This window comes from Pengzhenrongella frigida, assembly GCF_004168625.1.
GTDB lineage: Bacteria > Actinomycetota > Actinomycetes > Actinomycetales > Cellulomonadaceae > Pengzhenrongella > Pengzhenrongella frigida.
On the sequence record NZ_SDWW01000001.1, the window covers coordinates 1 to 13,322 of the forward strand.

The 13,322-nt window shown below is 72.3% G+C and carries 10 protein-coding genes; 5 read left to right on the top strand and 5 right to left on the bottom strand.

Going from position 1 to position 13,322, the window contains the following annotated elements; translation table 11 throughout:
* Positions 1-78: 78 nt before the first annotated feature.
* Together EUA98_RS20415 and EUA98_RS00010 are read left to right on the top strand one after the other, a co-directional pair.
* Positions 79-1,860, top strand: coding sequence for an HNH endonuclease signature motif containing protein (locus EUA98_RS20415; protein WP_130100615.1), 1,782 nt, complete (start codon positions 79-81; stop codon positions 1,858-1,860).
* 140 nt (positions 1,861-2,000) lie between these two features.
* A complete protein-coding gene (locus EUA98_RS00010; RefSeq protein ID WP_130100616.1) occupies positions 2,001-3,665 on the top strand; it encodes a molybdopterin-dependent oxidoreductase in 1,665 nt (554 codons plus the stop codon).
* A gap of 92 nt (positions 3,666-3,757) precedes the next feature.
* On the opposite strand, the gene EUA98_RS00015 is transcribed toward EUA98_RS00010, so the two are convergent.
* Positions 3,758-4,420, bottom strand: a complete 663-nt coding sequence (locus EUA98_RS00015; protein WP_130100617.1) for a hypothetical protein — start codon at positions 4,418-4,420, stop codon at positions 3,758-3,760.
* A gap of 83 nt (positions 4,421-4,503) precedes the next feature.
* Here EUA98_RS00015 and EUA98_RS00020 point away from each other — a divergent pair, with 83 nt between their 5' ends.
* The 3 genes from EUA98_RS00020 to EUA98_RS00030 all read left to right on the top strand — a co-directional run bounded on the left by EUA98_RS00020 (position 4,504) and on the right by EUA98_RS00030 (position 8,856).
* On the top strand, positions 4,504-5,433 hold the full coding sequence (locus EUA98_RS00020; protein WP_130100618.1) for a Gfo/Idh/MocA family protein: 930 nt from the start codon (positions 4,504-4,506) through the stop codon (positions 5,431-5,433).
* 79 nt (positions 5,434-5,512) lie between these two features.
* Positions 5,513-6,070, top strand: a complete 558-nt coding sequence (locus tag EUA98_RS00025) for a molybdopterin-dependent oxidoreductase (RefSeq protein WP_130100619.1) — start codon at positions 5,513-5,515, stop codon at positions 6,068-6,070.
* 125 nt (positions 6,071-6,195) lie between these two features.
* On the top strand, positions 6,196-8,856 hold the full coding sequence (locus EUA98_RS00030) for a putative bifunctional diguanylate cyclase/phosphodiesterase (RefSeq protein WP_130100620.1): 2,661 nt from the start codon (positions 6,196-6,198) through the stop codon (positions 8,854-8,856).
* Here EUA98_RS00030 and EUA98_RS00035 read toward each other — a convergent pair.
* The 4 genes from EUA98_RS00035 to EUA98_RS00050 are packed head-to-tail and all read right to left on the bottom strand — an operon-like array spanning position 8,834 to position 13,250.
* Entirely contained in the window at positions 8,834-10,456 is a 1,623-nt protein-coding gene (locus EUA98_RS00035; protein ID WP_207218910.1) for an NAD(P)-binding protein, read from the bottom strand. The two genes, EUA98_RS00030 and EUA98_RS00035, sit on opposite strands and share 23 nt — an antisense overlap.
* Positions 10,456-11,454, bottom strand: a complete 999-nt coding sequence (locus tag EUA98_RS00040; RefSeq protein WP_130100621.1) for a thiamine pyrophosphate-dependent enzyme — start codon at positions 11,452-11,454, stop codon at positions 10,456-10,458. Before EUA98_RS00040 ends, EUA98_RS00035 begins: the two co-directional genes overlap by 1 nt.
* 13 nt (positions 11,455-11,467) lie before the next feature.
* Positions 11,468-12,685, bottom strand: coding sequence for a pyruvate ferredoxin oxidoreductase (locus EUA98_RS00045; protein ID WP_130100622.1), 1,218 nt, complete (start codon positions 12,683-12,685; stop codon positions 11,468-11,470).
* Positions 12,669-13,250 carry a 2-oxoacid:acceptor oxidoreductase family protein gene (locus EUA98_RS00050; protein WP_130100623.1) on the bottom strand — a complete coding sequence of 194 codons (582 nt, stop codon included), beginning with the start codon at positions 13,248-13,250 and terminating at the stop codon, positions 12,669-12,671. The genes EUA98_RS00045 and EUA98_RS00050 overlap by 17 nt, the downstream gene beginning before the upstream one ends.
* Positions 13,251-13,322: the final 72 nt, after the last annotated feature.

The window sequence follows — 13,322 nt, forward strand, 5'->3', positions numbered from 1 at the left end:
GCTGCCGCAACTCCGTCTTTGTGGTCCTGAGCGGACAATCTTGAGCGTGCCATATCCACGCTAAGCGACACAGTACACATGTTCGAGAGCGCGGGTTCAGGCCAGGGAGCGGGCGAGGTCACGGCGGGTGTCGTGACACCCGCGCCGCGACCCGGACCCGACGCGCCCGAGCCCGCCGCATCGTCGGTCGAGCCGCTGGGAGCGACGCCGGTGACGGTCGCGGCGAGCGTGGACCTGGTGTTCGCGGCCATGATCGCCGAGCTGCTGGTGCGCCCGTCCGCGACCACCCACACCCCGCCCGCCACACCCCGCACCCCCGGCACCCTGTCCGGCGCCAGACGACGACGCCCACCGGCCTCGGGGGCCCCGGACTGGGCCCCGGGCGGGATCGCGGGCATCCTGGACGCCCACACCCCCGGCATCGACCTGACCACCCTGCTCGACGACCTCGACCCCGCCCACGTGTCCGACACCGCCCTGATCGAGATCATCGCCGCCTGGGAACGCACCAGCTCCTGGGCCGCGGCCCGCCAAGGCGACGCCATCGCCGAGCTCGCCGCCCGCCGCACCACCAGCCGCACCCTGGAGTTCACCGGCGACGAGATCGCCGCCCGCCTGGCCATGACCCGCACCGTCGCCGAAGCCAAGGTCACCCTCGCCCAAGCCCTCACCGCCGCCCCCGAGGTCCACACCGCCCTGACCACCGGCACCATCGACACCCGCAAAGCGATCATCCTCACCGAAGACACCGCCCACCTGCCCCGCGACCACGCCCGCGCCCTGCAAAGCGCCGTCCTGCCCGACGCCGGCGACCTCACACCCCCCGCCCTGCGCAACCGCCTACGCCGCACCGAGCTCACCACCAACCCCGCGGCCACCACCGACCGCCACACCCGCGCCGCCGCCGGTCGCCGCGTCACCCTGACCCCCGCCAACGACGCCATGGCCTGGCTCACCGCCTACCTGCCCGCCCCCGACGCCACCACCATCTACGACGCCCTCACCGCCCTGGCCACCACCACCGCCCCCCGCCCCACCAGCACCAGCAGCACCGGCGGGACCGGGTCAGGTGGCGCGGACGCGCCCGGCGCCCCCGGCGACGACCGAGGCATCGACGCCCGCCGCGCCGACGCCCTCACCGACGTCCTACGCACCGTCCTGGACACCGGCCTGACCCTGACCGGCACCCACCTGGCCACCACCCACCGGCGCCGCCCGCACCTGAACGTCACCGTCGCGGCCACCACCCTGCTCGGCCTGGACAACACCCCCGCCGAGCTCGCCGGCTACGGCCCCATCCCCGCCCACCTGGCCCGCCAGATCGCCACCGACGCCACCTGGCGGCGGATCCTGACCGACCCCACCACCGGCGACACCCTCGCCGTGGGGACCTGCACCTACCGCCCCGGCGCCGACCTGACCCGCACCATCGCGACCCGCGACACCACCTGCACCTTCCCCGGCTGCCGCACCCCCGCCTACCGCTGCGACCTCGACCACCTCACCCCCTACGACCACACCCTCCACCCCGGCAGCGACCACCTCACCGGTCACCCCAGCCATCCACCCCAGACCCGGTGCGAGAACCTGCACACCCTGTGCCGCCACCACCACCGCCTCAAGACCCACACCAACTGGGACGTCTACCGCGACCCCACCACCGGCACCACCCACTGGACCGCACCCACCCAACACCGCTACGCCCGACCCCCCACCCCCGCCGCAAGCCCCACCCGCGCCGCGACATCCGGCGCACCCGGCGCACCCGGCGGCAGCCCGCCAGGATCCGAACCACCCGCCTCCGAACCGCCCGCCTCCGGACCACCGCGCCACGACCTCGGACCACCACCACCGTTCTGACGCGAGAGCCGATCTGCACTTCTGCGCTCTCGCCCCAGCACGGTGAACCAGCCCCAGCACGGTGAACCAGGGAGATCCCAGGACCGGTCACCGTGGGTCAGAACGGGACTTACCCCGCAGGATGACTGATACTCATCGACATGAGTGCACCCTTACCTCGGGAGCCGAGCGCGACGCCCGGCGCCGACGATCCCCGACCTCCAGCACTCTCGCCAGAGGTCTCGGCCACCCCCACGGTGCTCGCGGCAGTGGCCGGAATCCTCGCGGCGGCGACGACCCTCGGCGTCGCACAGCTGATGTCGGCTCTCGTCTCCCCCGACGCATCACCGTTGGTCGCCGTCGGCGGGGCCTTCATCGATGCGACGCCTCCGTGGCTCAAGGACTTCGCCGTCGCGACGTTCGGCACGGCCGACAAGCTCGTGCTGCTGATCGGCATGGGCCTCGTGATCACGGCCCTCGCGGCCCTCGCGGGCGTGCTCGGACGCCGCCGATGGTGGCTCGGGGCCGCGCTGGTCGTGCTCCTCGCCGGGGTGGGCGCCGCCGCTGCCGCACTGCGGCCCGGCGCCGGCACGCTCGCACCGTTGCCGAGCATCGCCGGCGCCGCTGCCGGGCTGTACGCGCTCCGGGCGCTCCTCGCGCGCATCCCCGAACCGGCGCCGTCGTCGAGATCCACCGCCGCGTCGGACTCCTCCGCCGCGTCGGACACCTCCGCCGCATCGACCACCACCCCCGGTGGCTTCGACCGCCGCTCGTTCCTGACCGCCGCGGTGGTCACGACGGCGATCGCCGCCCTGGCTGCGGTCGGCGGTCAGCTCCTCAGCCAGGCCACCCGGACGGTTCAGGCCGCCCGCGCCGCGATCCGACTCCCGGGCGCGGCCCGACCCGCTGCCGCGCTGGCACCCGGGGTGGAGGTGGACGTCGTCGGCGTCACGTCGTTCGTCACTCCGAACGACGACTTCTACCGGATCGACACCGCCCTCCTTGTCCCCCAGGTGGATGTCGAGAGCTGGTCGCTCCGAGTGCACGGCCTGGTCGAGGAGGAGGTCGTCCTGTCGTTCCAGGACCTGCTCGACGCCGAGCTCGTCGAGTCCTGGGTCACGCTCACCTGCGTCTCGAACGAGGTCGGCGGGACCCTCGCCGGCAATGCGAAGTGGCTGGGCCTCCCGGTGCGCGAGGTGCTCGCCCGCGCCCGACCGACGGCCGATGCCGACATGGTGCTCTCGACCAGCTCTGACGGGTTCACCGCCTCCACGCCGCTGGGCGCGCTCACCGACGACCGCGACTCCCTGCTCGCGATCGGCATGAACGGCGAGCCGCTGCCCATCGAGCACGGCTTCCCGGTCCGCATGATGGTGCCCGGCCTGTACGGCTACGTCTCGGCGACCAAATGGGTGGTCGACCTCGAGGTGACCCGCTTCGCCGACCGGCGGGCGTACTGGACCGACCGCGGTTGGTCAGCCGAGGGTCCGATCAAGACCGCGTCCCGGATCGAGGTGCCCCGGCCCGGCGCCTCGGTCTCCGCCGGACGTGTCGCGGTCGGGGGCACCGCGTGGGCGCAGCACCGCGGGATCACCCGGGTCGAGGTCCGGGTGGACGACGGCGACTGGGCGCCCGCCACCCTGGCCACCGAAGCCTCGGTCGACACCTGGCGGCAGTGGTCCTACGCGTGGGACGCGACGGCCGGGGATCACACCCTCACGGTGCGGGCGACGGACGGGACCGATGAGGTCCAGACGAGCCAGACGGCTGCACCCGCCCCCGACGGCGCGAGCGGCTGGCACTCGGTCGACGTGTCGGTGAGCTGACCCGCACGCGGCGCACCGGCACCTCTCAGAGCAGCGACCAGCGTCGGTGCGCTGACCTCGACTCAGAGCGCGGCGCCTCAGAGCGCGACGGCTCAGAGTGCGGCGACTCCGGGCGCGCCGGTCGGCTCGGGCGCTGCCACGTCGCGGACCCAACGCCCGTCCTCGGCCCGGAACCCGACGCGCGCGTAGTAGTCCTGCGGGTCGGCGATGTCGGACGGTGCCACGAGGCGCCGGAAGCCCGCCTGCGCGAACACGCCGCTGCGGCGGTAGACGAACTCGCCCGGGGTGAAGTCGCGGAACCGTTTGGTCACGTAGTCGAGCTCGACCTGCCCGACGCCGTCCCCGGCGTCGCGCACGACGACGACCCCGACCATCTCGTCGCCCCGCAGCACAAGGAAGGCCAACCGACCGGGCACGCCCTGCTCCCACGCGAATCCCGGCTGGAAGGTGCGGATGTCGGCGAGGTTCACCCCGAGCACGTGCGCCAGATACGCATCGGTCGGCTCGACCTCGACGACCTCGTACGTCGCCTCGTCGTGCCGCTCACGCTGCAGCCGGATGAGCCAGTACACGTCGATGATCGCGATCACGCCGTTCATCGCCACGAACGGCCAGATGCTCAGCGCCGCGTTGTACCCGGTCGCGAGCACGGCTCCGACCAGGTTCAGCACCCGGAAACGCAGGACACGTGCTTGGGCGAGGGAGGCGACCACGAGGGCCGAACCCAACCAACCGATGACTTCGAGCCAGACCATGCCAGGGAGCCTAGTCTCGGCGGCTAGCCTGGCCGAGCCCCGGCGACCTCGACGGCGCGCCACGGTGCACGAAGGAGCGAGTCATGCGGGTGGGCATCATCGGTCTGGGATCGATCGCGCAGAAGGCCTACCTGCCGGTCCTGGCGTCGTTGCCGGGGGTCACGCCCGTGCTGGTCACGCGGGACCCCCGCACGCTCGCCGCGATCGGGGACGCCCACCGGATCCCGGACCGGTTCGGGTCGGTCGACGACGCGATCGCCGCCGGTCTGGACGCCGCGCTCGTGCACACCCCGTCGCCCACGCACCCCGAGATCGCCTCGTTGCTGCTCCGTGCGGGCGTGCCCGTCCTCGTCGACAAGCCGTTGGCCACCCGGTACGAGGACGCCCGCGACCTGGTCTCGCTCGCCGCCGAGCTCGACGGCTCGCTGATGGTCGGGTTCAACCGCCGATACGCGCCCGCCTATCGGGCCCTCGCGGACTGGTCGGACGCCGACGTCGTCACCCTCACCAAGCACCGCGCCTCGGCTCCGGGCGTCGCCCGCGACATGGTCTTCGACGACTTCATCCATGTGATCGACACTCTGCGGTTCCTGGTCCCGTCCACCCTCGCCGATCTCGTGATCACCACGTCCGTGGCCGACGACGGCCGCTGCCGCCGTCTCGCGGTCCAGTTCACCGGGATCGACGACCGGCTCGCCGTCGGCGTCATGAGCTGGACGGCCGGGCTGACCGACGAGGTCCTGGACGTCATCGGCGACGGCCGCCGGCGACGGGTCACGGACCTCGCCGACGTCGAGGACCTGGTCGGCTCCGCGCGCCTCACCCGCCGCGACGGCTGGGCGCCCGTGGGCCGGCTCCGCGGCTTCGAGTCGATGGTCGAGACCTTCCTCGCCGCCGCCCGCGACGGTCGCCGTCTGGACCCGACGGACGCCCTCGTGACCCACGAGATCTGCGAGCGCGTCGTGCACCACGCCACCCGGCCGGGGCGTGGTGACGCGGCCGGGCCCGAGTAGGAACGCCGGCGAAGCCTTACAACGAGTGCCGAGGTGTCGATGCTTTAGCCGACAGTCGCACACTTGACGGAAGGTCACCATGGACGCCCGCCGCCGGAACCGCACAGCCGCGGCCACCACCGCGATCGGGATCCTCGGAATCCTCGCCGCCTGCAGCAGCACCGCGCAGGCGAGCCCCGTCGTCGTCGTGCACGAAGCCACCCTGGCGACGCTGTCGAACCTCGAACCTCCCACCGCGGCCGACGTCGCCCTCACCGTGGAGCGGGCCGACGGCACTCTCGTCCAGCTGAGCATCCCGCAGCTCGAGGCACTGCACACGGTCTCCGCCGAGCTGTACGAGCCCTTCCTCGACACCCGGGTGACGTTCCAGGGCGTACCCCTGCGGGATCTGTTCGCGTTCCTCGAGATCCCCGCGTCCGCCACCCAGCTGCACACCGTCGCCCTCAACGAGTACGAGGTCTACCTCCCGGTCTCGATCGCGGACGACCCCGAGGCGATCCTCGCCACCCGGGCCGACGGCGAGCTGATCCCGCTCGACGAAGGTGGACCGACCCGCGTCGTGCTCACCGACGACCACCCCCAGGCACATGACGAGTCCCTCTGGATCTGGAGCCTGAAGATCCTCTCGATCCCATGACCGCCGAGCCATCGCCCAGTGCACCCTCGACCACTGCCCCATCGCCCAGTGCACCCTCGACCACCGCGCCATCGACGATCAAGCCGTCGACGATCAAGCGGGGCGGCTGGTTCCGACACCAGCACGTGTCACCCCTGCAGGCGTTGTTCGGTGTCGGTCTGGTCCTCATCGGGTCCGCGACCCCTGCACTCGTCCTGTGGGACTACTCGGGCCTCAGCTCGACGGTGGAGAGCTTCGGCATCGCGCAGAACGTCACCGGGGTCCTCGCCGACGCGCAGCGCGACACGTTGCTGACGGTCATCGCCCTCGACGCGCTCGAGGAGGACCTGGCGGACGACCAGGCGGACGACGACGGCACGACGATCGGCACCGTCCAGGCGCAGGTCGCGTTCCTCGGTCAGCAGCTCAAGGTGCTCGAGTCGCAGGTCCTGACCTCCAAGAACGCCCCCCGGATCCGCCAGGCCGTGCAGGCCCAGGTCGCGCTCAGTGACCGGCTCGACCAGCTCACCTCGACCGACGACCCGCCCGATCGCGAGGCCGTCCTGGCGGCGCTCCCGGCGATGAAGCAGGACGCGACGCTGGCCCAGAGCGCGCTGCGTGGCCTGTACGGGGAGTACGAGAACGCCTTCTACGGTGACCTCTCCGACCAGCTCGGGGCGGGCCGCGGCCGGCAGGTGGTGATCTTCGGGTTCGCGCTGGTCTCGCTCGCGTTGGGCGCCGGCCTGGCCTGGTCGCTCCGCGCGAGCGTGCGCCGCGACTTCGACCAGGCCTACGACCTGCTCGCCCGGGAGGCGGCCGAACGCACGCTCGCCCAGGACGCTCTCGGGCGCAGTGAACGACTGTTCCGCGCGCTCGTGCAGGAGAGCCGCGACCTCACGCTCATGCTCGACGGCGACCTCCAGGTCACCTACGCGAGCCCGTCCGCGGGGCTCCTGCTCCGCGAGTCCCGGCGGGGGTCGAGCACCACGTCCCTCCTCGATCTCGTGCACCCGAGCGCCGCCGTGTTCGTCGCCCAGGCGGTCCAGCAGTGCCTGACGGAGCCGGGTCGGAGCATCCAGCTCGATCTGCCGTTGCTGCTCGACCCGCCGTTGCCGGTGTCGCCGCAGCTGGACCCGTCGCAGCTGGACCCGTCGCGGCTGGACCCGTCGCGGCTGGACCCGTCGCAGCCGGACCCGTCGCAGGTGGACCAGTCGCAACCGGACCAACCCGGCGCAGCCGGCGTCGTCGCCCCGGACCTCGCGCCGCCCGACCACCACTTCGTCGTGCAGCTGACCAACCTCCTGGACGACCCCGCGATCCGCGGGATCGTCGCCAACGCGCACGACGTCACCGACCGCACCCGCCATGCCGCCGCGCTCGAGCACCTCGCCTACCACGACCGCCTCACCGGCCTGCCGAACCGGCTGAGCCTTGAATGCGACCTCGAGGTGCTCGACGTCCGGTGCTCCGGGGCGACCGTCGTCGTGCTCGACCTCGACGGGTTCCGCGTGGTCAACGAGCGGATCGGCGAGGACGACGGCAACGGCCTGCTGCGCGACCTGGGCCACCGGCTCGCGTTGCTGGCCGACTTCTCCGCCTTCCACCTCGGCGGCGACGTGTTCGCCCTGCTGGGCGCGACGGCACTCGACGGCCCGGCGGTGGAACGCCTCGTCACCGAGGTTCGCCGCCAGGTGGCGGCCGCGGGCACCGAGAAGCACAACCTGCAGCTCAGTGCCGGGATCGGGGTGGCGATGGGGTTGCTCGCGACGGTGCACGGGCACGAGGTGCTCCGGCACGCCGACTCGATGGTCCATCAGGCGAAGCTGCAGGGCGCCGGTCGGCTCGTCGTGCTCGACGAGGCGCGCACCCAGGCCGCGGCCGAACGCAGCGCGGCGGCCGAGAAGCTGTCGCACGCGCTCGAGCGCAACGAGCTCGAGGTCTACTTCCAGCCGATCGTCGACGCCCAGAGCCGGCAGTGGGTCGCGGTCGAGGCTCTCCTGCGCTGGCACTCCCTGGACGGCTTGATCTCCCCCGCGACGTTCATCCCGATCGCCGAGCAGACGCGTCTGATCCTGCCGATCGGCCGCTGGGTGCTTGCCACCGCCGCCCGCGAGGTCGTCCGCGTCCGTGCGATCACCGGGCTGCCGCTGCGCGTGAACGTCAACGTGACGGCGTGCCAGCTGCAGGAGACCGACTTCATCGAGCACGTGCTCACGGTCCTGGCCGAGACCGGCCTCGAGGCCGACGCCCTCGTCCTCGAGCTCACCGAGTCCGCCGTGCTCGACGACCCCGAGGCGGCGGTCACGATGCTGTCCCGAGCACGAGCCGCCGGGATGCATGTCGCGCTCGACGACTTCGGCACCGGCTACTCGTCCCTGAGCCACCTCCTGCAGCTCCCGGTCGACATCGTCAAGGTCGACCGCTCGTTCCTGCGCAACGTGACCACCTCGGCGCGTACCCGGCAGCTGCTGCACGCGCTCGTCGACCTCGCGCACCAGCTCGACATGAGCGTCACCGTCGAGGGGGTCGAGTCCGAGGACGAGAACGCCGCCGTCGTCGAGGCGGGCTGCGACACGATCCAGGGCTTTCTGCTGGCGCGCCCCATGCCGGTCGCGGCCCTGCTCGCCCTGGCCGCGGAGAACCTCGCCCCCCGACCGGTCGGCGCGCTCCCGGTCGGCGCGCTCCGAGGGGTGGGCGCCGACGCTCCGGGCACCCCCAGCCCGTGGTCGTCCCAGGTCCCCGGCCCGGCGACCCCGCGCAGCACCGCCCGGGCTGTCCCGCAACCTAGCGCGTCTCGGGCACCATGAGGATCGAGCCGGACGGGCACTCCGCCGCGCAGATCCCGCAGCCCTTGCAGTAGTCGTAGTCGATCTCGAACCGCTTCCCCGTCCCGAGCTTGATCACCGCGTTGTCGGGGCACACGCCGTAGCAGTTGTCGCACTCGAAGCAGTTGCCGCACGACATGCAGCGACGCGCCTCGTAGGCCGCCGTCTCGGCGTCGAGCCCCTGGACGACCTCCTCGAAACCGGTCGTGCGCCGGGCCGCCTCAAGCCGTGGGCGGACCGCGTGCGGAGCGTCGGCGTAGTACCAGGTGTTGAGCGCGGCGTACTCGGCCAGCGGGGCCTCGTCGGGCTCGACCAGCGCCGTGGCGCGCAGCCAGGCGTCGATCGCCCGGGCCGCCTTGGCCCCGTGCCCGACGCCGACCGTGACGGTCCGCTGGGCAGGCACGGCGTCCCCGCCGGCGAAGATGCCCGGGTGCCCCGTCATGAACGACGAGTCCACCTCGACGGAACCGTTCGTGAGCGTCAGGTCCGAGACGCCGTCGAGCAGCGACAGGTCGGTCTCCTGCCCCAGGGCCAGCACGAGGGAGTCCGCCTCGAGGTCCTCGAACTCGCCGGTCGGCTGCGGGAAGCCGGTCTCGTCGAGCTCCATGCGCTCGACCCGCAGGTGCCCGGCATCGGCGTGCGCGACCGTCGACAGCCACTTCACCACGACACCCTCCTCGATCGCCTCGGCCATCTCGGAGTCGTGCGCGGGCATCCGGTCACGCGTGCGCCGGTAGACGATCACCGACTCGCTCGCGCCGAGCCGCTTCGCGGTGCGCGCGGCGTCGACCGCGGTGTTCCCTCCCCCGTAGACCACCACGCGCCGGCCGAGCAGCGGCGGGTCGCCCTGCGCGACGTCGTGCAGGAGCGAGACGGCGTCGACGATCCGGGCCGCCTCCGCCGCCGGCACGTACGCCCGCTTGCCGATCTGGGCGCCGACCGCGACGAACACGGCGTCGAAGCCCTCGGCGAGGGCCGCGGTCATGTCGTCGACCCGGGTGCTCAGCTCGAGCCGCACGCCGGTGGCCACGATCCGGGCGATCTCCGCGTCGAGGACGTCGCGTGGCAGGCGGTAGGCCGGGATGCCGTACCGCATCATCCCGCCGGGCAGCGGCGACGTGTCCCGCACGGTGACCTCATGGCCCAGACGCCGCAGCTGATAGGCGGCCGAGAGACCCGTCGGCCCCGCGCCGACCACGAGCACCCGCCGCCCGGTCGTCGTCGCGGGCACAGGCAACGCCCAGCCCTGCTCGATGGCGTGGTCGCCCAGGAACCGCTCGACCGCGTTGATCCCGACCGCCTCGTCGAGGAAGCTGCGGTTGCAGGCCGTCTCGCACGGGTGGTAGCAGACGCGCCCCATGATCGCGGGGAACGGGTTGGCCTCCACGAGCGTGCGCCAGGCCTGCTCGTACGAACCGTCCTCCGCGGCGTAGAGCCACTTCTGCGGGTCCTCCATCGCCGGGCACGCGTGCGCGCACGGCGGGGTGAGGTCCACGTACACCGGCCGCTCCACCCGCCAGGCGCCCGTGTGGTTGGCCAGGCTCGAGCCGACGTCGAGCGTGATGGCGAACGGCTTCTCCATCAGAGCACCTCCTCCACAAGTCCGTACCGGGCGATGTTGCGGTCCGCCATCGCCTGCAGCCGGTCGATCACGTCGTCGCGCCGCACCGGCGAGAACAGGTGCTTGTACCGCCCCTGCAGCGTGAGGTACTCCTCGACCGGGACCTGGTGGCGGATCTTGCGCACCGAGGTCACCTCGCCGCGCTCGGCCTCGAAGACCGGGAAGTGCCCGCTCTCCGTGGCCAGCCGCGCGATCTTCACGGTGTCCTTCGACGCCGAGCCCCAGCCGAGCGGGCACGGGACCAGCACGTGCAGGTAGCGCGCGCCGTGCATCCCCATCGCCTTGTCGACCTTGGCCTCGAGGTCACGCAGGTCCGCGACGGTGGCCGTGGCCACGTACGGGATCTCGTGCGCCACCGCGATCCGCGGCACGTCCTTGCCCTGGCCGAACACGTTGCCGGGCTCGTCGCCGACGGCCTGCGTCGTCGTCGTGCGCGCCGCGGGCGGGGTGGCGCCGGAGCGCTGCACGCCGGTGTTCATGTAGCCGCCGTTGTCGTAGCAGATGTAGAGCACGTCGTCGTTGCGCTCGAACATGCCCGACAGGCACGCGAAGCCGATGTCCACGGTCGCGCCGTCGCCGCCCTGCGCGACCACCCGCACGTCGTCCTTGCCGGTGGCTCGCAGCCCCGCCGCCACGCCGGTCGCCACGGCCGGGGCGTTGCCGAACAGCGAGTGCAGCCACGCCACGCGCCAGGAGGTCTCGGGGTACGGGGTCGAGAAGACCTCGAGGCAACCGGTCGCGTTCACGGTGACCATCCGGCCCTGCGCGGCGCGCATCGCGGCGTCGAGCACGTACCGCGCGCCGAGGGCCTCGCCGCAGCCCTGACAGGCGCGGTGACCCGAGGTCAGCGAGTTCGCCCGGCCCTGCTCGGACTGCGCGCTGCGCAGCTCGGGGTCGAGCAGCCGGTTGCCGACGGCGAAGCTGCCGACCTGGTAGAACTTCACACCGGTGGAGCTCATGTCCGCACCTTCCTTAGGTCTGGGGCAGGACGTCGGCGAACCGGTCGACCGGGTGGAGCCGTCGCAGCTCCCGGTCGACGACGCCGGTGTCGAGGTCGAGGAAGGTCAGCGCGGGCAGCTCGTCGCGCACCGCCCGGCCGAGCATCTCCCGCAGCGACGTCGTGGTGATCGGACGCCCACCCAGTCCTGCGATCACGGTGCGCTGGCTGATCTCCGTGCCGGTCAGCGCGATCCGGACGTCGCCGGCGACGATGCCGCCGGCACCCACCGCGAGCGCCCGCTCGATCACGACGACCCGGCGGGCCCCCTGGACCGCAGCGTGGGTGGCCTCGTACGGGAACGGCCGGAAGGACGTGACACCCAGCAGCCCGACGCTGACGCCGTCGGCGCGTTCCGCGTCGATCACGTCCTGCAAGGTGCCGAACACCGACCCCAGCGCGATGACGATCGTCTCGGCGCCGTCGGTCCGGTAGCTCCGGAGGAGCCCGCCCGAGTCCCGGCCGAACTGCGCGGCGAACTCGGCCGCGACCCGGGGGATGACGTCCAACGCCTCGAGCTGGCGCATGTGCGCGAGGTAGCGCACCTCGGTGAACGCCTCCGGTCCGACCATCGAACCGATCGACACCGGGTCGTCCGGGTCGAGCAGCTGACGCGGCGAGTAGGGAGGAAGGAAGGCGTCGACGGCGTCCTGCTCGAGCACGTCGACCCGCTCCGTGGCGTGGGTCAGGACGAAGCCGTCCATGCAGACCATCACCGGGACCGACAGCTCCTCGGCGATCTTGAACGCCTGGACGTGCATGTCCGCGGCCTCCTGGTTGCTGGTCGCGTACAGCTGGATCCAGCCGGAGTCGCGCTGCGACATCGCGTCGCCGTGGTCGTTCCAGATGTTGATCGGTGCCCCGATGGCGCGGTTCGCCACGGTCATGACGATCGGCAGACCCATCCCGGAGGCGTTGTAGACCGCCTCGACCATGTACAGCAGGCCCTGGCTCGCGGTCGCGGTGTACGAACGCGCACCGACCGCGCTCGCCCCGATGACACCCGACATCGCGGCGAACTCCGATTCCATGTTGACGTACTCGCACCCGCGGAGCTCACCGCTCTTGACCATCCGGCTGAGCTCTTCGACGATGTGCGTCTGCGGTGAGATCGGGTACGCGCAGATCACCTGCGGTCGGCTCGCGGCGACGGCGACCGCGACGGCCTTCGAACCCTCAACCTGCTGCAGCATGCGCGGTCTCCTTCACGACGAGCTGGTACGCGGCTTCGGCTGCCGCCGTGTTGGACCGGGCCAGCGGTCCGGCGAAGCGCTCCTCGAGAGCCGCGATCACGCTCTCGAGCGAGATCAGGCCGGTGAGGGCAGCGAAGGCACCCAGCAGCGGGACGTTGGGCACGGGCCGGCCGACGTGCTCCATGGCCAGCTCCGACGCGGGCACGGTCACGAGGTGCCCGGCGGGCAGCGCGGCGGCCGCCGTCCCGAGCCCCAGCTCACCGGGGCTGCGCATCGTGTTCAGCAGCAGGAAGCCGCCCGGGACCAGCCCGTCGAGCACATCGACCCGGCCCAGCAGGGACACGTCCTGGATGATCAGCGCGTCGGGCGCGGCGACCGGTTCGTGCGACCGGATGGGCGTGTCCGCGATGCGGCAGAAGGACACGACCGGGGCGCCGGTGCGCTCCGAGCCGAAGCTGGGAAAGGCCTGCGCGTGGCGGCCGGCACGGAAGGCGGCGACCGAGAGGAGCTCGGCAGCGGTGACCACGCCCTGTCCGCCCCGCCCATGGATGCGTACCTGGAACATGCCGATCACCGGCCCCTTCGCCTCTTCCAGCGAACTCCTCGAGAGTCGGGGCTACGCAGGACCTAGGTCCCT

Excerpts from the sequence above, each read along its gene's own strand:
- EUA98_RS20415 (WP_130100615.1), top strand. The coding sequence starts at position 79 with ATGTTCGAGAGCGCGGGTTCAGGCCAGGGAGCGGGCGAGGTCACGGCG.
- EUA98_RS00010 (WP_130100616.1), top strand. The coding sequence starts at position 2,001 with ATGAGTGCACCCTTACCTCGGGAGCCGAGCGCGACGCCCGGCGCCGAC.
- EUA98_RS00015 (WP_130100617.1), bottom strand. The coding sequence starts at position 4,420 with ATGGTCTGGCTCGAAGTCATCGGTTGGTTGGGTTCGGCCCTCGTGGTC.
- EUA98_RS00020 (WP_130100618.1), top strand. The coding sequence starts at position 4,504 with ATGCGGGTGGGCATCATCGGTCTGGGATCGATCGCGCAGAAGGCCTAC.
- EUA98_RS00025 (WP_130100619.1), top strand. The coding sequence starts at position 5,513 with ATGGACGCCCGCCGCCGGAACCGCACAGCCGCGGCCACCACCGCGATC.
- EUA98_RS00035 (WP_207218910.1), bottom strand. The coding sequence starts at position 10,456 with ATGGAGAAGCCGTTCGCCATCACGCTCGACGTCGGCTCGAGCCTGGCC.
- EUA98_RS00040 (WP_130100621.1), bottom strand. The coding sequence starts at position 11,454 with ATGAGCTCCACCGGTGTGAAGTTCTACCAGGTCGGCAGCTTCGCCGTC.
- EUA98_RS00045 (WP_130100622.1), bottom strand. The coding sequence starts at position 12,685 with ATGCTGCAGCAGGTTGAGGGTTCGAAGGCCGTCGCGGTCGCCGTCGCC.
- EUA98_RS00050 (WP_130100623.1), bottom strand. The coding sequence starts at position 13,250 with ATGTTCCAGGTACGCATCCATGGGCGGGGCGGACAGGGCGTGGTCACC.